Source organism: Ginsengibacter hankyongi, from assembly GCF_008710285.1.
Classification (GTDB): Bacteria; Bacteroidota; Bacteroidia; order Chitinophagales; family Chitinophagaceae; genus Ginsengibacter; species Ginsengibacter hankyongi.
The window spans coordinates 252,106-271,671 of sequence record NZ_VYQF01000003.1; the positions used below are offsets into that span (position 1 = coordinate 252,106).

At 37.5% G+C, this 19,566-nt stretch carries 20 protein-coding genes; 14 read left to right on the forward strand and 6 right to left on the reverse strand.

The window, feature by feature from the left end; genetic code table 11:
- Positions 1-68 precede the first annotated feature (68 nt).
- Positions 69-713 carry a hypothetical protein gene (locus FW778_RS13325; protein WP_150415253.1) on the reverse strand — a complete coding sequence of 215 codons (645 nt, stop codon included), beginning with the start codon at positions 711-713 and terminating at the stop codon, positions 69-71.
- Between the two features lie 856 nt (positions 714-1,569).
- On the opposite strand from FW778_RS13325, the gene FW778_RS13330 reads away from it, so the two are divergent.
- The gene (locus FW778_RS13330; RefSeq protein ID WP_150415254.1) at positions 1,570-2,073 is read left to right on the forward strand and encodes a hypothetical protein; all 504 of its coding nucleotides are present in this window, start codon (positions 1,570-1,572) and stop codon (positions 2,071-2,073) included.
- Positions 2,074-2,566: 493 nt separating this feature from the next.
- On the opposite strand, the gene FW778_RS13335 is transcribed toward FW778_RS13330, so the two are convergent.
- The 4 genes from FW778_RS13335 to FW778_RS13350 all read right to left on the reverse strand — a co-directional run bounded on the left by FW778_RS13335 (position 2,567) and on the right by FW778_RS13350 (position 6,372).
- A complete protein-coding gene (locus FW778_RS13335) occupies positions 2,567-3,088 on the reverse strand; it encodes a transposase (protein ID WP_202552235.1) in 522 nt (173 codons plus the stop codon).
- 82 nt (positions 3,089-3,170) lie between these two features.
- Entirely contained in the window at positions 3,171-4,511 is a 1,341-nt protein-coding gene (locus FW778_RS13340) for a TlpA family protein disulfide reductase (protein ID WP_150415256.1), read from the reverse strand.
- 119 nt (positions 4,512-4,630) lie between these two features.
- Positions 4,631-5,779 (reverse strand): TlpA disulfide reductase family protein, encoded by a 1,149-nt coding sequence (locus FW778_RS13345; protein ID WP_150415257.1) that lies wholly within the window; start codon positions 5,777-5,779, stop codon positions 4,631-4,633.
- A 248-nt stretch (positions 5,780-6,027) separates the two neighbouring features.
- Positions 6,028-6,372, reverse strand: coding sequence for a hypothetical protein (locus FW778_RS13350; RefSeq protein WP_202552236.1), 345 nt, complete (start codon positions 6,370-6,372; stop codon positions 6,028-6,030).
- Between the two features lie 227 nt (positions 6,373-6,599).
- Here FW778_RS13350 and FW778_RS13355 point away from each other — a divergent pair, with 227 nt between their 5' ends.
- The 13 genes from FW778_RS13355 to FW778_RS13415 all read left to right on the forward strand — a co-directional run bounded on the left by FW778_RS13355 (position 6,600) and on the right by FW778_RS13415 (position 17,723).
- Complete coding sequence (locus tag FW778_RS13355; protein ID WP_150415259.1) at positions 6,600-7,220, forward strand: hypothetical protein; 621 nt, start codon at positions 6,600-6,602, stop codon at positions 7,218-7,220.
- A gap of 329 nt (positions 7,221-7,549) precedes the next feature.
- Positions 7,550-8,758, forward strand: coding sequence for a tyrosine-type recombinase/integrase (locus FW778_RS13360; protein WP_150415260.1), 1,209 nt, complete (start codon positions 7,550-7,552; stop codon positions 8,756-8,758).
- 19 nt (positions 8,759-8,777) lie between these two features.
- A complete protein-coding gene (locus FW778_RS13365) occupies positions 8,778-9,167 on the forward strand; it encodes a hypothetical protein (RefSeq protein WP_150415261.1) in 390 nt (129 codons plus the stop codon).
- Between the two features lie 173 nt (positions 9,168-9,340).
- Entirely contained in the window at positions 9,341-9,838 is a 498-nt protein-coding gene (locus FW778_RS13370) for a tetratricopeptide repeat protein (RefSeq protein ID WP_150415262.1), read from the forward strand.
- A gap of 256 nt (positions 9,839-10,094) precedes the next feature.
- Positions 10,095-10,481, forward strand: a complete 387-nt coding sequence (locus FW778_RS13375; protein WP_150415263.1) for a hypothetical protein — start codon at positions 10,095-10,097, stop codon at positions 10,479-10,481.
- A 219-nt stretch (positions 10,482-10,700) separates the two neighbouring features.
- Positions 10,701-11,255 carry a dihydrofolate reductase family protein gene (locus tag FW778_RS13380; RefSeq protein WP_202552238.1) on the forward strand — a complete coding sequence of 185 codons (555 nt, stop codon included), beginning with the start codon at positions 10,701-10,703 and terminating at the stop codon, positions 11,253-11,255.
- Positions 11,256-11,794: 539 nt separating this feature from the next.
- A complete protein-coding gene (locus tag FW778_RS13385) occupies positions 11,795-12,523 on the forward strand; it encodes a hypothetical protein (protein WP_150415264.1) in 729 nt (242 codons plus the stop codon).
- Positions 12,524-12,716: 193 nt separating this feature from the next.
- Complete coding sequence (locus FW778_RS13390) at positions 12,717-13,271, forward strand: GNAT family N-acetyltransferase (RefSeq protein ID WP_150415265.1); 555 nt, start codon at positions 12,717-12,719, stop codon at positions 13,269-13,271.
- 167 nt (positions 13,272-13,438) lie between these two features.
- Positions 13,439-14,005: a dihydrofolate reductase family protein gene (locus FW778_RS13395; protein ID WP_150415266.1), complete on the forward strand. Its 567-nt coding sequence runs from the start codon at positions 13,439-13,441 to the stop codon at positions 14,003-14,005.
- A 94-nt stretch (positions 14,006-14,099) separates the two neighbouring features.
- Complete coding sequence (locus FW778_RS13400) at positions 14,100-14,324, forward strand: hypothetical protein (RefSeq protein ID WP_150415267.1); 225 nt, start codon at positions 14,100-14,102, stop codon at positions 14,322-14,324.
- A 728-nt stretch (positions 14,325-15,052) separates the two neighbouring features.
- Positions 15,053-15,334: a hypothetical protein gene (locus tag FW778_RS13405; protein ID WP_150415268.1), complete on the forward strand. Its 282-nt coding sequence runs from the start codon at positions 15,053-15,055 to the stop codon at positions 15,332-15,334.
- A 349-nt stretch (positions 15,335-15,683) separates the two neighbouring features.
- Positions 15,684-16,283 (forward strand): hypothetical protein, encoded by a 600-nt coding sequence (locus FW778_RS13410; RefSeq protein ID WP_150415269.1) that lies wholly within the window; start codon positions 15,684-15,686, stop codon positions 16,281-16,283.
- A 939-nt stretch (positions 16,284-17,222) separates the two neighbouring features.
- Positions 17,223-17,723: a hypothetical protein gene (locus FW778_RS13415; protein WP_150415270.1), complete on the forward strand. Its 501-nt coding sequence runs from the start codon at positions 17,223-17,225 to the stop codon at positions 17,721-17,723.
- 376 nt (positions 17,724-18,099) lie between these two features.
- Here the strand turns inward: FW778_RS13415 and FW778_RS13420 are convergent, their stop codons facing one another.
- Positions 18,100-19,443: a carbohydrate porin gene (locus FW778_RS13420; RefSeq protein ID WP_150415271.1), complete on the reverse strand. Its 1,344-nt coding sequence runs from the start codon at positions 19,441-19,443 to the stop codon at positions 18,100-18,102.
- Between the last annotated feature and the right edge of the window lie 123 nt (positions 19,444-19,566).

The window sequence follows — 19,566 nt, forward strand, 5'->3', positions numbered from 1 at the left end:
TCCACGGAGGTTGAATATTTACTTGTTATAAGTGGTTGCCCTTATTTGATTCCATCCAGAACCGGCCATTAATCTGATCCTTCATTTTTCCCTTTTATTTTTTCTGCTATACTTATCAGATTCCAAAATACTGTTGGATCATAACCTACAACAAATGCAAGCATGCTTACGACCCCTGCAGCCTGTAAATAGGTCTGTGCGGTAGGGGCAGTAAAGGCATTGGAACTGGTAACAAAAACACCGGCAAGAAAAGCAAAAAAGACAACGATGCCCCGCATCATCGAGCTAAAAGGAGTTTCGCTCATATACAGGTGAGAGCTGGTTTTGGGAGTATTGTCCTGCTTATCAAGACCCAATGCTCTTTCAGCCCTGGAAATAACGAGCAGGCTGGTGCAACCTCCCGAGAACGCAGATACCAGGCAGAGTAAGGCAATATTTGTAGGCGTGTAGGTAAGTATCGTCATTAAGAAATCGGTGAGGTTAAAGTGAGTCGTGAGTGCAGTTCTGTAAGGTCCGGAGTTGATGAGCATGCCGAGACTAAAAAGCACGAGCCAGACGATAACCGCGCCAGTGCCAAGCATGGCTATCACCAGGTGGTTGTGGCGGTGCCTTTGTTTTTTAATATGGGCAATCGGTTTGTCTTTGACTGCAGTTGTAATAGGGCCGCCGTTGCTGGCCGGCAAGGTCATAGCTTCTGTTTTTAAGTCTTCCATATAATTCGGTTTTTTTTCTATTTGTTGGAAGAAGGCCTGAAGAAGTAAGCGTGTAAATTTTGTTTTTGCAGTATTTATTTTCCCGGGTATGTACAAGCGCTTGATCCGTAAAGAAAAATAATACATTAAGTTACCAAATTGTACAGCTTTAAAAAAAAATATTCTTTACCCGGTCGGGTAAGTTTAATACAGCACCACCTTCAGGTAGTTTGCATACTCCCCCGGCACAGCGTATGCGGCAGGCCTACTACCATCTTTTATACAGCATTGAAAAGAACTATCTATTCTATTCATTCGTGATACATCCCACGGAGGCTGAGTTATTGCTTTTTCTTTAGCGGCAAAGTAAAATTTCAGGCTGGCTTATATGAACGAATAAGTAACTAATCATAACGGTATGCTCATAACAGTTACTTGTGCTGTCCTTAGTTTCCGCCACGGCGGCCAAGTGTAACTAAGGACTTACAAACATTAAATTGATGGTGAGCTTGCGAAAGAGTGGAACACCCACGGAGGCCGAAATGTGTTATAATAAATATTTCCGTGCTTATTAAATAAAAATATTAGAGATCACTTGCGAGTGACATAAATATTTTCTACTTTAGTTATCCTGATTGTTGCACTGCTACAGCTTCCCTCCTTATAATATAAAGAGTAATATTTAATTAGACTTTCCACAAGATGCTGGATTTCATTAAAAAGTATTAAAAGCATAATGCCTAAAATCCTGTATAAGAGCAGGCAAAGAAAACAATCAATTATGAGTTTTCGAATTAATTCTGAAAAAATAACTTCATTCCTTATATAAGTTCGTTACCAGTTAATCTCTCATTAAATAAACTTTAAAATTATTATCATGAAAGAAAAAATTATTTACAAAGCATTCCTCAAAACTATTTTTGTTGTAACATTATTTACAATCTTTTTTAGTTGCAAAAAAGATGCAATTCCACCGGGCGATTCTGCTTATGATTTAAATGTTGTTCTTCGGGGAGATGGTAAAACATTTCCTCACGGTTCCGGCTACATAGAATTTCGCCAGGACCCTGACACTGCCAGGATTGTTGATTTAAATACCTGGGTTCGTAATCTTGAACCTAACCATTCTTACTTGTTGCAACGAGCCGTAAATCCTGTTACAGATCCAGGCTGCTCAAGCACTGCATGGCTTACGCTAGGTTTGGGTCTAACACCACAGGATATCGAAACTGATGATCATGGCAATGGCCATGCTGATTTGTGGCGTGCGGTTACTTCTATTGCCCGCGGCACACAATTTCACATTCATTTTCAAATAGTGGATGGAGTAACGATGGCGACGGTATTAACCAGCGATTGTTATGATTATACAGTGCGGTAACTTTCCCAGCGGGGTTTTCACAGCACAAACTTTAACAATAATATTGCTCCATGAAACCCTGATGCCCGCTTACACACTGAATTATGGTAAAGCTAATCCACAAATCTTTATACTGTTTGCGAAAGAACCTTTTCTAATTTGAAGAACCTTCCGGCAACGGGGTTTCATTTCCGGGTATCCATAACTGTTAGCCTTATTGAGGAGCGGAAATGAAAACCCCGCTGAGACGCTAGACAGGTGTGGCCCACAATCCATTTCGTTGAGTTGTTTATAGAAAGTAAAAGGCATAGGTAGTTAAAAGTACATATATAACGATTAAGGCTAAACGTCGTTAAAGTTATAACATAGCTCAAGTTGTTTTTAAAGTAATAGACCAAGCGAAATGCTTAACTCACGAAAAAAAGCATGCTGTTGCCGCTTGTTAACTCAATACTAATATCACTAATTAAAATGTAATATTAGACCCCGCTGATGTTGGCGTCCCCGCCAACATTCAACACTCATTAAAATGGCTTAGCCAGGAAAAATTCTTTATCCCTGTTTCATAAAATCTTGCTGATGACCATTTATATTCTTCAGGCGAGGCTGCAAGGTTCCAATGTTGCTGACATGGATTAAAGTGAATGTAATTCAGTTTTTGCCGAAAAAATTTTTCTGTCCAGCATTCTTTCGCCATTGGCTCTCTTTCCCAAAACTGATAATCCCGGTCTGAGCTATTTACAAAATATTTCTGTAAATGAACGGCATCTTTTTTCTTTAAGTGCTTTTTAAATTCATGAGCAGTAAAGCTAAATAGCGCCCCCTGAACATCTTTTCGTTCGAAGCCATCCGAAATCTTCCAAAGCATATGGATATGATTCGGCATTATAACAAAAGCGTTTATAGTACATTTTTTATTCTGAACAAGCCATTCAAAAGAGCTGATGATGACATTTTTCAAAACATCATTTACTAACAGGTGCTCCCAGTTAAAAATAGTTCCGGTTAAAAATTCTGTATGATAAGTTTGAAGCACCAATAAATATAAATATTATCTTTCTGCTATAAAAGAAATATGTTGGCGGGGACGCCAACATCAGCAGGGATAGCAATGAACGTCATTCATTTAATAGTTTATTGAAAATCCCATCCAACTTTCCACTGCCTGGAGTTGCCGTGTTATATATTATATTCTTTGAAGAAAATATGACATACATCGGAATCGCTGAAATCTTTTGCCTATTAGCCAATTCAAATTTTTCAGGCTGTAACAGCAAGTAACTTGAGGATTTCATTCCGGTTTCTTCACATTTTGCTTTCCATGCATTATCATCTTTGTCGATTGAAAAAAACATAAAGCGAACTTTTTCATTCTTATACTTACCCATTAATTTTTTTATATAAGGAATTTCAGTAAGGCAAGGAACGCACCAGGAAGCCCAGAAATCTACGAAAACAATCTCATCTTTTTGAGGTTTGATCAGTGAGTCGAACCTGTAAAGTCTGCCATTAAAATCTTTGGTAAGGAATTTACTATTCGGTAGAGATTTTTCATGCATCGAATGCAAATAATTGAGCAAAAACTTGTTAGTTACTGTTGATCCAGTATCTGTTCCAACGTATTTCTGGCCTGGCGAACCAAGATATCCGCTTGCGTCCACTATTCTTAAAAATTGCAGGTATTGGCGATTAATAGAGGAAATATTTTTGCTTTCTATCAACAATTCCGGCTCTAACTGCAGTGCGTCGGAGAGAGCCAAACGATACGGCGCCAGGTTTAACTGGTTATTTTCAGCAAATTCAGTATCGATTTCCGTTAAGTGAACTTTATAATAGGCATTAATTTTTTGCTTATTAAATATTCTTTCATCCCACACAAGCCTGTCATTAATAGCATAAGATTTTATAACAGCCCTGGCCGCTTCCTTAAATTCAGTTGTTAATTTATATTTCCCAACTTCTGATTCAAGAAATTTCAGCCTTTTATACTCCAAATCGCTGATAAAACGATCTCTATCCCCGAGAGTTGTTTTTGGTGGAAGATGCTTTCGAAAAGGAAATTCATCCAGGTAATCTGTGGTAAGAATAAGTTTCTTAAAAAAATTACATTCGCCATTATTGGCTGAATCGGTTAAACATCGCATACCTATTTTTCCCATTCTGTCAGTTATAAACTCATACCGGTTGCCTGGGCGCACAAAAAAAGGATAATCGTTCAGATGGTTAGCGCAATAAATCAATAAAGGATGATCAGAATATATGTTATTACTGCAATCCAGGGATTCAGAATCTTTTGGCTGTAACATACTCATCTCCGCTCTGTTGATTATATTATGTTTGTAGAAAATTATTTTTTGATCCGAAGCATTTGTGAAAATCACAAAATGAAAATTGTCGTTTTGTGCATTAACTATAGACTGTATAAGATAAAGTGCAGTGAATAGAATAATTTTCTTCATAGCATTTTAAAATAAAATGAAAATATTCTTATAAAATATATTTTAATTCATTCAGGCTATAATTATCAGGTAGCCTATGCCCCTTGAAATACAGTGTAGGCGTCTCCGTTATTACTGCTTCATTTTATCATCCGCTTTAGTCTTTCACCTAATGTTTCATCCCCACCTGATTTCCAGATTATTTTACCGTTGGGTCCAATTAGCATTCCAGATGGAATGGGATTATTTACATTGGGATAATTATTTGCTATTTCCTCATTTGCACGGATATTTTGCCAGTTGCTTATTCTTTCCCTCGTCACCGCTTTACGCCAGGCAACAGAATCTTTATCAATGGAAATACTTAAAACATCAAAACGTTTTACATGATATTGCTCATATAATTTTTTAATATTCGGTATCTCGGCAACACATGGGGCACACCAGCTTGCCCAAAAATCGATCAATAAATACCTTCCCCGGAATTTTGATAAAGAAACATCATGGCCGTTTATATCCCGTGTATTAAAGTCATAAGGTGTTTTACCAACGGTATTTTGTTCTTTCTTTCTCAGCAGATCTGCAATGTATTTGCCGCTGATGCTGTTTTGTATTCTCGGCGATAAAGTATGAAATAAAGTTATTGCAGAATCAATAGGTAATATATTTGCCGGGGCGTAAAAAATAAAAGGGCTGACATAAGAATCAGGATGGTGGAGAAGGAATGAAATATCTTCATTTATAACTTCATCATATCTCGGGTTTAATTTTCCTGATATTTCTTTTTCTTTCTGGAGAGCGTTTTCCTTTTCTTTTTCATTTTGAGCTTTTTGATATGCATATTTAGCGGCTGTCAACTGCTGTAGTGGAATTTTATATTTGGCATTAATTGAGTCAATCTTTAAATTGAATGTATCAAGTTCATTTTGAGCAGCTGATCCGATGACTTTTGCGTGGATATAATCGTTTTCTGTTAGTTCGATGTGTTGGGAATCAGGCTCTAGAAAAATATTTACATAATTGACTTCGTCAAAATCTATTATTTTCTTTTTACCTGAAATAACCGCACTCGTTGGTTCATTAATTTTCCCCTCAAATCTAAATCGACCATTCTGCAAATAAGTTGAATCGAATATCCATCGATTTGATTTATTTATATATCTTAAAACAATGAAACCTGTGTCACGACCGTGAACAACTCCTGTTAAAATGAATTGTTTATTAATTGGTGTTTGGCTCATTCCGAAAATTGAGACCATGTTGAACACTCCCAAAATGAAGACCTTCATAAATATTATATTAATTCAATGTAAAATAAGAAAAGGAATAAAATAAGCCCTATGCCATGGTTTGTGACACACGAAATATTTCTCTATCAATAAAACAACACTTTCAAATCTCCTTCCCAAAAAAAATTATGCAAAGCAGTTTAAAAAAAAGGGTGGGTTCAATTAGAAAATTTCAATTAGAGCTTACAAGATAATATTTTTTTTATTAAAATAAATTTTCCGCCGGCGGATCGTTTGCTTCCTAACCGTTAGCCCCGGTAGCGAGCGTAAAAAATACGGGCAAGGCAATAATTAACCTGGAGGAAGGCACCATCTTTCTGAAAGGAAGCCCCACCTTTCTGAACGGAAGCCCCACCTTTTTGAACGAAAGCCCCACCTTTCTGAAAGGAGGCTCCACCTTTCTGAAGGGAAGCTCCACCTTTCTGAAAGGAGGCCCCACCCTTCTGAAAGGAAGCCCCACCCTTCTTAAAGGAAGCCTCACCTTTCTGAAAGGAAGCCCCACCTTTCTGAAAGGAGGCCCCTCCTTTCTGAAAAAAAAGGGCGATCAAAGCCCCGTTAGTGCCAATTTTTGAGGAGGCACTGCAATTTATCATTACATTTTTCAAATATTTTTTTTATTGATATGTCCCTTCCGAAAAAACGGATGTTCTTATTTTTCAAAAACTTATAAAATAAAAAAATTACGGTTATGGGCGCTTTTGCCAATTTCGTGTATCCATAACCGTTACCCCGTTATCCCGGTAGCGCAATAAAACAATTAGAATTACAGTTTTATGACAAATACTTTTAACCGCATTTTTAATTATTAAAATCAATCAAAATGCCGACACTATCTATTAACAATGGCTTCGATAACTATTCCGACGTCATGTTACAAAAGAAGTCATCCGATATCCTCGCGGGTGTCACCAACAACAGTTATTTCCCTGCGCCTAATCCACCGGTGGTGGATATGGGGACTTTAATCGCGGATTTTCGTACCGCTATTACTGATTGCAAAGATGGGGATCGCCTCAAAATTGCCATTAAGAAACAGAAGCGTGAAGCCGTTATCACCGCACTGCAACTATGGGCGCCATACGTGATGGCCCAGGCTGCAGGTGATGAAGTGATAGCGAAGTCTTCCAATTTCGACATCCGGAAAACGGCTTCCCCAAAGCCGCCTATAGAAAACCCGGAGAATTTTTCAGTGGTGGCAGGGGCCAACCCACTTGAGTTATTTGCGAGAACCAATCGCGTACTTGGGGCGATTGGCTATAATTTTCAGTATGCCACCGATGAAATGATGGCGCTGGATAACTGGCAGGTAATTACAACCACTACCACAAAATGTACAATTCCCAACCTGGTGTCGGGAACGGTATATAATTGCAGGGTAGCTGCCATAGGCCCAAGAAACCAAATTATGTACAGCGTTATTATACGTTGCAGAGTTTCTTAATTTTCCAAACCGGTTAAAAGATATTGAAAAGAGGACTACTAACGTAGTCTTTTTTTTGCGTGTACCCTTAGCAGTTACTTGTAGGCTCACTGTTAGTTTTCTATTAAAATGAATGAACTTAAATTTAAAAAATTGTTCCGGGTGTTACCAGGACTGTGATCATCTCTGCGGAAGCTGGCTACCACCTAAAATGCATTAAAGCATCACATCTCAGCCTTTAGCCCTCTCCTTTTAGTTTTGCTGATGTTTTTAAATCCCGGGGGCGCAAGGCTACGGCAGAAATTTTGGCCCCCCTTGTGCAATTCTTTTGAATTGGTTACATTTAAAATATGGAGACTGTAACACTTAAACCGCTTTTTCATCGCGGGGGCGAATGCATTGCCATTTATGCACCACAAAACGGAACACTTAACCATTATTTTCAAAAGAAAGCCGGAGCAAAATGGACAAAGACACATAAGTGCTGGTATATGCCCTGTAATGAAAAAAATTATGAACAGCTTGCAAAAGCTTTGAAAGGTGTGGCCCTGTTGCAGATTGATGAATTAAAGAAATATCTCCTGGAAAAGAAGAAAGGCACGGGGAAAGAGAATTTGCAGGCAGCCATACCCGTTATACCACCCATGAAACAGCCTCCGGCCAAAATTGTTGCGCAACAGGTAAAGGGAACCCTGGCCATAAGTAAAGAAAATAAAGAAGCCCTTCAAAAATTTAAACAGCAACTTGTATTGAAAAGCTATAGCCCATCTACTATTAAAACGTATACCAATGAGTTTACTCAATTTCTACAATTAATAAAAGATAAACCTGCCAATGAATTTACCGTTCAGCGAATAAAAGATTATTTGCAATATTGTCACGAAAAATTAAAGCTAAGTGAAAATACATTGCATAGCAGGATGAATGCGCTTAAGTTTTATTATGAACAGGTTTTAAGAAGAGAAAAATTCTTTTGGGAAATACCAAGACCTAAAAAACCGCTGCAGTTACCCAGGTTTTTTAACCAGGATGAAATTGCTGCAATAATAAAAGCAGCCTCAAACCTGAAGCATAAAGTTATGTTGATGCTTGCTTACAGCGGTGGATTACGGGTAAGCGAAGTAGTTACTATTAAAACGGCCAATATAGATAGTAAGCGTATGTGTATTTTTATTGAGAACGCCAAAGGCAAAAAAGACCGCATGGTTACGCTAAGCCCGGTACTTTTAATAATGCTGCGCGAATATTGGAACGCGTATAAACCGCTACATAGAGGCTATTTGTTTAGCGGGCAAAATGCCGGGGAACCTTATAGCACCCGGAGCCTGCAACTTGTTTTAAATGCCGCAAAACAAAAAGCTGGTATTCTTAAGCCGGGAAGCATACATGCTTTACGTCATAGCTTCGCCACACATTTGCTTGATAAAGGAACGGATGTAACCATGATTATGAAGTTACTGGGGCATAATGATATAAAAACGACACTTCGTTACCTCCACGTAACTAACCGCGATATGCTGCAGATTGTAAGCCCGCTTGATAATTTGAATTTAGAATAATAAACCGAAATAAAATAATATGAAACTGGAATGTAAAGAAATATCAATATCTGATGATGAATTTGGCTGTACTATTGAGTTTCTCCAGGAAAAGGAAGAATTTGATGGCAATATAAAAAAGTCTGCTAAGGAAATATTGGCATCAATAAAGCCATACATTTTACTCCAAAGAACGTACGGCGAGGATGAATTTGAAGAAGACTATTATTATTTTGAAACACATGATTTTGATAAAGCCGGCGAATTAAAGGATTTTACCATCAACATTTATAGAAAAAAGATTTTAATAACCCGCAATAATGAGATATTTGAAATTGCGATAAATAGCAATAATATTGAATTTGAAAATCTGAAAAGGGCTTTAGGAAGAATAGCAAATAAAGAAGGCCAGCTTCAAATCTACGAGTAGCCAAAACCAAAAAAGCATAATTTACCAGATTAACTGAGTTGTATTTGCGAAAGTTTTAAAACTTTCATTTATTTTTATAATGCATTAATAATTAATTTTTTAAAAAAATATACGCAAATTGGAAGGGGAAAGAACTTTCGTATATTTATGAGTTGTGCGCAACTTTAATAACTATGGCATCAAAAGTTCCCTTTGTAAAACAACAGATTAATTGGCTTTCGCTATTCCCTATCCTAATAACTTTAGGGGCGTTATGTCTCTTCTTTTATCAGTTTGATCAGAAGTTTTTTTGGCTGATCGCTCTTTTTGTTTATTACATGCTCAGACTTCTATGTAAATTTCTATTCTTTCCAAACGCGATTTTTGAAGGAGTAAAAAGAATAAAACAGGAACAATTTGAGCAAGCGATACCATTTTTTGAAGAAACAATAAGTTATTATACCAAGAATCGCTGGATCGATACATTCCGCTTCTTCTTATTGCTAAGCTCGGCAAAAAGTTCAATCATGGAAAGTTGTCTTTGTAATTTGGCATACTGCTATTTGCAAACAGGTGACATTCAAAAAGCTAAAGAGATTTATCAAAACGTTTTATTTGAATACCCTGAAAATATAAATGCCAAAAGCATGCTGAACACAATAAATCTGATTTCAGCCAATGTATCACTCTAAGAAAAGCTGCGCACAACAACAGCTTTCAGCAATTGGGGGGCGACCCAACGCGTCTTTCAGCGGCAACAAATATCCTAGCATCAGTTCCAGCGCGACCCAACTCGGCTGGTCTGTAGAATATGTCATTAAGCTTTTGTACATTTATTCAGCGGCAGTAGCCAGGCTGGACGGAAGTAAATCCCCAACTGCTTAAAGCCCTGACCGTTGTACGCAATCGCAAAACAGTGCAAAAGGACCGATGAATAAGCCAACTCTCATGAAAATACTTTATTTGCTTACTTTAATTCTTTTATTTTCTTGTAAGTCCAGACCAAAGACCATTAATAAAGTCTCAGAAAATTCAACAATTCCTCAAGTACCTTCTCCTTTAGTTACACAAAATTTAAAACACATAAAAACAGGGGCTGAGTTGGAAATAAACATCCAAGCTGAGCCGCTAAGCGATACGTCTGGTCCTAGAGTAAGCGTAAATAATATCCCTATCTCTTTTAGCTCAGATGGTGTAATAAGCACAGCAATATTTGTCAAAAAAGTTCATGGAACTCCCGGAGAGTACTTTATTCCAGTGACTGTCACTCACGTTAATCACGGAAAAGAAATAAGGATAGACAAATATATAGTGTCGTATTTTATTGACAAATAGAATAGGCTGCGTACAACAAAGCGGCTTGCTTCTATGCTGGCTGAACTGCAAATCCTCATCTTTTGTAATGCTATCAGCATCAGTTCGGGCGGGACTTTCAATGTTCATCTTTTGTACCTATCTTCATCTATAGTTTTTCAATGGGTCTAACGGTTCGGGCTGAAAAATATAAATTTCCAGCACAGCAGCAAGCCCTATCGTTAGACAGAGCATGCAATTATGACAAACACATTTAAGCTAACTGTACATATGGTTTCAAGTCTTGACGGGATTATTGCCAAAAAGGATAATAGCGTTTCGTGGTTTGAAACCTCAGATAAATATGACAAAGGAGTTGACGGCGTTGATCCTGTAGAATTTCTAAAAACAATAGACTGTTACGTTATGGGTTCGAGAACATACGAACTTGCCCTGGAGCTTTCAAAAGATTATGGCTGGGCTTATGGTGACAAACCAACAATAGTGTTAACTAATCGTAATCTTACAACTGACAAACAAAATATCGAATTTTATTCCGGAGATTTGAACAAATTCGTAACCGAACGATTGAAACCAAATTATAAAAACGTGTGGATTGTGGGTGGTTCTATGCTTACAAAAGACTTTCTTCTAACAAAATTGGTAGACGAGATACGAGTAAGTATTTTGCCAATTATCTTAGGGGATGGACTTCTATTTTTTGACCACATAGGACAAGAACAAGCATTACACCTAAAGGACACAAAAGCATATAAAAACGGAATGGTAGAATTATCCTACGAGATAAAAAAGTAAGAACAACAGAAAGACACACTGCCTGTAACAAATAAGACTTCGTCGGGCACGCAGTGCCTCCGATGAAGTCCCATGTTGTACGGAACCGGTGACTGAATAATTGAGTACTATGGGATTTGAGTTGAAAGAAGGACTGCTATAGTGTGAAGTGTAATGAACTGCGTTTATGATTGGGGGTTAGTATTTTAATACAGGAGCACAGGTCCGGAAAAAGTAAGAGCACCCTCACCAACTATTCGCGTCCACTTGCTCATTTAGCAAATGCAAAACAAAAGCACTCTCCGTTCCCGAAGAGTGCTTCTTAAACTACCGTAGGTTTAGTACAACAAAGGGGCTTGCTGCTATCCCGGCTGAACTGCGCATCTTCATCTTCGGCAATGCTATCAGTAGCAATTCAGACACACTTTCATTATTTAGCTTTTCTGCATATCTTCAACAAAAGTTTTTCAACGGGGCTAACGTTGCGGGTTAGCCGATAGAAATTCCGGCACAGCAGCAAGCTCTACCGTTAGCGAAACTTTTAAAACAAATTCTAAAGAATGAAATCAGCCAGGGCAATCTCCTTACAACTGATAAGTTTTGATTCACTTCAAAATCCGGGAGAACCCAATATTGAAAATTTTAAAGGACTGTTGTTTTGTAACATAGGCGCTGACACCCGGGCGGCTGCCCAACAACCAGTATCTCATACGGCATTCAGGTTCGTAATACTTGGATTGCATGAGGATGAATCTTCTGCAGGCCTTCTCATTGAAAATAACCGGGAACTCTTTCCATTTATTAATGCAAGCAATGAAATTTGGTCGGCTGTTTTACAGCCTTTCCATCATAAAGGAACTGCAAATTATCTGAGCCAAAACAATCCATCAAGATTATTTGACGAGTTGGCTAGCTCACCCGGGACAAAGACTCCGATTGTTGTATTGACGACTGCGGGTTTTGTGAAGGATGATCATTTAGATATGAACAGAGTAATAGAATTTGGTATGGGAACGGGTGCTATAAGGGCTTCAATGACAGCCATGGATGCACTGCATTCCCAACAATCCTTTATTTTTCCGGAAGTGATCAAACATGATTTTATGAGTGTAACCATTTGGAAAAATGCTGCTGCTGTGGGAAAATTTGCATACGGATCTCCGATTCATAAATTATTAATGGAAAAGCACCTTTCAGAAAACATGGCCGATCGCACATCTTTCACCCGATGCAAAATACTTCGAAGTTATGGTACATGGTATGGAACCGATCCGACAAGATTAGTTTAATTAAAGTATCCGGCTAAAGTGGTTATTGCTAAAAGCTGAACTGGCGTACATTTCATTAGCTTTGGTTTTTTGGTCATCTGGCGTTCGGGCAGAAGGAGTTCTTACCAGCTTTTGTTTTTAACTTCATCTGTAAATTATAAATCATCGGACCTGTGGGCAGAATGTTCAATGAATAAACTCGTAGAAAACTAAAATGACAATAAACATAAACGAAGGGTTAAAACTTGAACTAACGGCGGCTAAGCATGCAGAAGCACTGTATGAGGCTGTTGATATTAACCGGGTACATCTTTCAGGTTTTTTGCCGTGGGTAGGCAATATGAGATCAGTGGAAGACTTCCGCAGTTACATAGAAAATTGTGAACTTCTATACCAACAAAACAAAGAAGTGAGCTTTGTAATAATATTTGGAGAAATGCTGGTGGGAAGAATTGGATTACACTATATAAATCTTAACAACAAAAGTGCTTCAATTGGGTATTGGCTCACAAGGGAAGCTGAAGGAAAAGGCATTGTCACTAACTCATGCAGGCAAATAATAACTTACGGCTTCAAAAAATTAGGTTTACATAGGATTGAAATAAAGGCAGCAACAGAAAATTTTAAAAGCCAGGCGATTCCAGAGAAATTGGGTTTCAAAAAAGAAGGGATATTACGACAAGCTGAACTTGTTAATGATAAATATCTAGACCTGTTTATTTATTCACTATTAGATTTTGAATGGAGCCAGGAAACAACGAACCGCTAACAGGTTATTATAATATGGCGGCTTGAGATTGCAGGCTCAACAGTTGCGCTACTCTTGAGTTTTTGTACTAAATTCGGCTGACGGATATCTTGCCGCCACTTCGCAAATACCTAATCCGTAAGACTACTCCTCAACTAATCAAACGTCAGACAATTAAAAAGCAAAATATGAGAAAGGTAATTGCAGCAATCAATATGACACTCGACGGATTTTGCGACCATACTTCAGGGATCCCGGATGAAGAAATACATCAGCATTACACTGACCTGTTAGATAACTCTGGCGTTATTCTATATGGAAGGATAACATATCAACTTATGCAATACTGGCAAACGCTGCTAAAAAATCCTTCAGGAGAAAAATCAATGGATGACTTTGCTATAGCTATAGACAAAATTCCAAAAATTGTTTTTTCGCATAAGCTGGAGAACACAGAATGGGATAGCGCAACATTATCAAATCAACCACTTGAAAAAGTAGTTGTAGAACTAAAACAACAACCGGGCAAAGACATTTTAGTTGGAAGCCGGAGTTTAATTATACAGCTAATGGTACTTAATTTAATTGACGAATATCAACTTTGTGTTCAACCCGTCGTTGCAGGAGGCGGGTTGCCATTGTTTGAAAATATAAACACCAGGACCATTTTTAAACTCATAAAAACTAAAACCTTTATGGGTGGTGCAGTAACGCTGTACTATGAGCCGGCAAACAAAAAGGTAACGAACCGCTAACAAAAGTATTTTTCATACTGTTGAAAATTTTGTTCCTTCCAGTATAAATATTATTCGCTCCAGTAAAGTTCTTAGGTGTTCCAGCGGAGATATTATGCGTTCCAGTGAAGTTCTTATGCGTTCCGATGAAGTTCTTATACGTTCCAGTGTAGCTCTTGTACATTCCAGTGAAGCTCTTATGCGTTCCAGTGTAAATCCTATACGTTCCAGTGTAGATCTTATGCGCTCCGGTGAATATCTTATGCGTTCAGTAATGAATTTTATGCGTTCATCTGCCAGTTTGGGGCGAATGGTTTTCGTATATTCGGTTACCAGCTAACCGTTATGATAAACGAGAAAAGTCTTTGCCATGCCCGGGTTCGGCACAAACTACTTTACGCTACCTCTCAGGAACCGCGTATTTTATTATAAACGTTTAAAAAGCAGGGCTGAAGAAAAATCGTTTTCTAAAAGAAGTAGTGTATTTTAGATGAAATACACACGTTGTGTGATATGCTAACTGACCTCTACCAATGATAATGAAACCAAGACAACTTATATTTTATTTTATATTTTTCGCAACAAGTTTATCATGTTGTAAAAGTTCTTCGGACTGCTCAATATTTAAGACAGGGAAATTTTTTACCTATTCGCCAGTGACAAAAAATAAAATTCTTATTGAACGCTCAGACTCACTTCAAATTGAGACTGACACGAAAACAGGATTTATAAATAAGAGTAAAATTTTATGGAAAAGTCCTTGCGAATATGATATTGTGGAAGTAAGTAATAATAAATCTCCCCAAGACAATATTGATTCCTTTTTTAATATCACGCCCATTCATGTGACAATTACTGGAGGCAAAAAAGATTATTATATATTTTCTGCAACCATAGACAGTATGAATAAACATTTAAGTTACACAGACACAATAAGAGTCTTAAAGTAAGATAGGATAATCGTGCGGTTTGGGTTCAAACTGATGTCGGTGATAGTCGGGCTACAAAACCATCAGCACGAACACGCAACATCGGCGGCCTTTTTTTGGTGTTTGTAATGCTTTAAATTTGGAGAAAGGAGAAGAGCAACCTGGGCTTAATTTTGAAAGCTCAGCTGAGCTTAATTTAAACAAAAACAAAACTTATTCATTCAAACAACAAACAGGAGTGGTTTTCTTTAATAGTTCTGGATACTGGAGAATAAAGGGTGATACTCTCTCTTTGCTTAATCATGACACTTCTCTACTTAACGGAACTCCCATTGCCAACCAAATGTTTTTACTAAAAAAATCAAGACTTGTAGAAATTATCAATTCTAAACCTACAAATTTAAAACTAAAGAAAAATTAAACCTTTTAGTTAGTTTGTATTTCACAAAAAATAATCTTTATTAAGATTGGCATTTTAAAACAATTTCAAAAATTTCCACATCAGTTCTAGCTTCACCATAATGTCCGCAGGCCTATAACAAGCGGCTTGCTTCTATGCTGGCTGAACTGCAAATCCTAATCTTTTGTAATGCTATCAGCAGCAGTTCGGGCCGCACTTTCATTATTCGTCTTTTGTACATATCTTCATTATTAGGTTTTCAACCCGATAGCTAACGGGTGGGCTAACGGTCTGGGCTGAACGATAAAAATTTCAAGCACAGCGGCAGGCCCTCAGGTAAGTAGCCATTTGCGACCAGACTAAACTCAATATGAAATCTTTTACACTAAATTTTATTTTACCAGGACTTTTCATTTTTTTTATTTGTGGTTGCTCATCTGGGTTCGGCCCTGACTATGACAAGGCTGAAATCAAACAAAATATTGGCGGTACTTTAATTTGTAATTCTGTTCATACTGCTGATATCCAAAATTATCAATACGACGTTTCATATGAATATAAGGATTCCAACGATAGTATTTTTGACATTGGAAGTGGAACTTATTATAATCGTGAATGGAATAAAGACGAACAGTTGCAAGGATATAATGACTGGACAATATTAAAAACGGGAGATTCGAGTGGCACCGATAAGGTTATAGTAGGTAATCTGAAAACAAACAAATGGACTGAATATAGATTTACTTCTAAAAATATTGAAAAGGAAAGTATGTGGCGATCTTTGAAAATTCATCCACTTTCAAATTATTGTTGTTCCGAAACATTTATTGATAAAATAAAAGATGGACAAATTCAACTTCACTACAAGTTTAGAACGAGCGAAGGTTTTATAACCAACAATGGAGGGAGAAAAATTTACTATCAAATTAATAATTCTACTGGACAGCCAGTTATGACTAAAATTGAATAAATAAACTAAAGCGGCTGCTTACACTGGGCTTGCTGCTATGCTGGCTGAACTGCAAATCCTCATCTTTTGTAATGCTATCAGCAGCAGTCCCGGCAGACTTTCAATAATCAGCTTTTCTGCATATCTTCATCAATAGTTTTTTCAATTGGGCTAACGTTGTGGGCTGAACGAAATAAATTTCCAGCACAGCAGCAAGCCCTAACGTTGGCAGATATTGTAAACCTCATTCTATTATTTCGAATCGCATCCCTTGGACTTTAACTCAATTATAATAAACGTACTCTCAAACTTTTTTTATAAGCATAATTTTCTTTTAATTGAAAACAGGAAAGACTTTCTGTGTTTCAAATCAGAGAATGTAAATGTTCAATTTGTTTATTCCCCGTATAGTTGGGAATGTCGTTACGACATTAGTCTGAATAGTGAACATGTACAATACGAAAACATTTTTGTTGAAGAATTTTTAAAATTACCTAAGCAACGCTTAGTTTCAAAGCACTCGGAAGTAGATAACATAAAATCATGGGCAATTAATCAATTGAATTTATTTGAGAAGTATCCAGATGATTTATTAAAAGGTAAAAAGGAATTTTATTTTAAACTCAATGAGTACTACAACAAAACAAATTCCGATTATACTAAAAAAATGAGTTAGCATCCTGCATCGGAAATGATATTTGAATTTAGTCTTTGCTTCGACATCTGCCAACATTGGGTTTGCTGGCTATGCTGGCAGAAGAATAAATCATAATCTTTTTGTTCGCTATCAGCAGTAGTTAGGGGCAGACGGAATTCTATTTAGCATTTGTGCTTATCTTCATCATCAGTAATTTTATTGGGCTTTGGTGCGGGGCAGACGAATAAGAAATCGCACAGCAGCAAGGCCCTACCGTTGTGTGCAATACGACGTAACTAATCTTAAATCTTTAAATAACCCAAATGACCGTGCTAGATACGGATGTAAAACATTCACCCGATTATATTCGGGAATTTGTAAAAGAGCCCGACAAAAACGGTGTAGCTGAATTATTGATTGACGGTAATTGGTGTGGGCATGGGGAAGAAACCTGTCGTGTGTATGATGTAGCAGACAAAGACAATTACACTTTTGAGGTTCAATTGCCAGAGACAGAAGCTGAGGAACTCTTTCCAAAAGCTATTAAATTGACTTCAACCATAAGCGGAACGTCGTTTCTTGCATATGACACAAGAAAGCATCCAGCAAGTTTTTATTCAACATCTGAGTTTGCAGGAATAAAATCAGAATTTTCAGACAAGATTTCTTGCCGCAAATGTGGCAAAGGAAATTTCAAGGTCGCAGTCGGCTTTGAAGTTCCAGAAGACAGCGACAGTCCAAATGACATTACATGGTTTGCTTTAGCTACAGAGTGCATTCAGTGTGGTGACAAGACAATTTCTTTTGAAGATGAAACAGCATAAAAGTAAAAGTACTGCACACAACAAGGGGTTTGGCAAAATGTGGGCTGACGAATAACGTTCTTCAACTTGATTTTTTCAATTTAGCTTTTGTGCCGGCTGACCGATCGCTATTGAACATAAATCTTTAATTTGAACAATAAAACATTCATCAACTTCAGTAAGCCAGGCGGACGGAACGCAGATGTCCCGCACTTCGCCAAGCCCTGAACGTTGCGGACACACCCTAAATATTCATCAAAGCATGACAAGAAATAGATTTTCTTTATTGACAGTTTTACTAACTCTTCAAACTGCATTTACGTTGCGGCAAGACACCAAAATTGAAATTCCAGATTTCAATGACAAGTTAATTTTTTAAAATCAAATATCGGGAGGGTTAAAATTCAATATGCCCCCTAACCCCAAATACATGTGCAGGTCCGCGATCTTTATTATAGCCGGGATTGGTCACAAACTGGTAATCTAATGTGAGCCAAAATAAATTTGAAAGTTTTGCATTATAGAAAGTTTCCATTATGGCCTCATTTGCATAACTAAGTTTTCCATCCCCGATAATAAAACCGTACCCACCGGCCTTTAAATAATTTCTGTGCTCTTTGGATATTCCATTAATAACAGTTGCGATCCCAACAACATCATTTTGCCTCTTCCATCGATTTCCTTTCAGAGATAATCCCACGTTAGCTGTTCTGTCAATTTCAGTAAAGGCCCAAGTAACATGCTTTCCATCATTCCATCCTATTCTTGAAAAGACCCCTACTCCATTAGTGATTTCCTGTTCGACATTTAACCCCACAGCAAACTTTTTACCTCCATAACTTTTATGCTCCGTTTTTCCCTGGATTACATTCAATAAAAAAGTGTTATTGGTGTCAAGTGCTTTCATTCCTTCTGCATAAGACGGCGCCTGGGAATGCGTATTACTAACAATCAAACGAACCGCGCCCGGCTTTTTGCCGATAAAAATTGTATGTTCAAACTCAATCGTTTCGGAATGGGCCTTGAAATTATATTCCATTAAATGATAGTTAGCTATACGCGGAACTGCAACGCTTGAAAATCTTACCGTCCAATTGGGTTTTATTAGTTCGGTTACCAAACCAAAAGTATAGCCGCGGGTATTAGCAGGATAATCCCATGCACCGTTTGCCCATAAAGCCCAATTAAAAAATTGTGAACGGGGATCTTTACTGTATTTATTATCATCAAAAAAATCGCTTACTGAAAATTTGCCTGCTGAAATGGTAATGCGGCTGGAAGGAATTTTATCAGAAATTTGATTTGCATCATCTTTAACTTCTATTGAATCTGTAACCCCTAATCTAAAATATTGTTGAAAATAAGCTCTTGCAATAAACGCAGCGGGAGCTGCAGAGCCTATACGATAGGTTTCGCCGTTCAATGCACCTGCAACCCCCGTCGCAAAACTTAAACCATTACCACCAGAAACTTCGGGATTTAAATAAAATGTTCCCCCTCTCCATAATTTTCTACCCAGAAATAAAGTAGCTGTAATACTTTTCGCTGCGGGTTCAACGGAATCGGCAAGGCTGTTTTGTCCACTATATTTTGAAGGAAAGGCTGTATGTTTTTGTGCTATATAAGTAAACTGAAAATGATTGGTCCAACCATGTTTCGCACTATCATCAGTTTGGGCAAATCCATTGAAAAATTCTAAAAGTAGAAATAGTAACCCGGTAATTTTTTTGGTGACAATCATTATGCTTTTACTTTTTATACCCGTCGTGGGAAAGCAAAGCGTTCCTGCGAAAGATCAGCCTATTAAAATAATATTAGATGAATCAGGATCCATATATTTTTGTTGTAGACGAAAAGGGGTTTT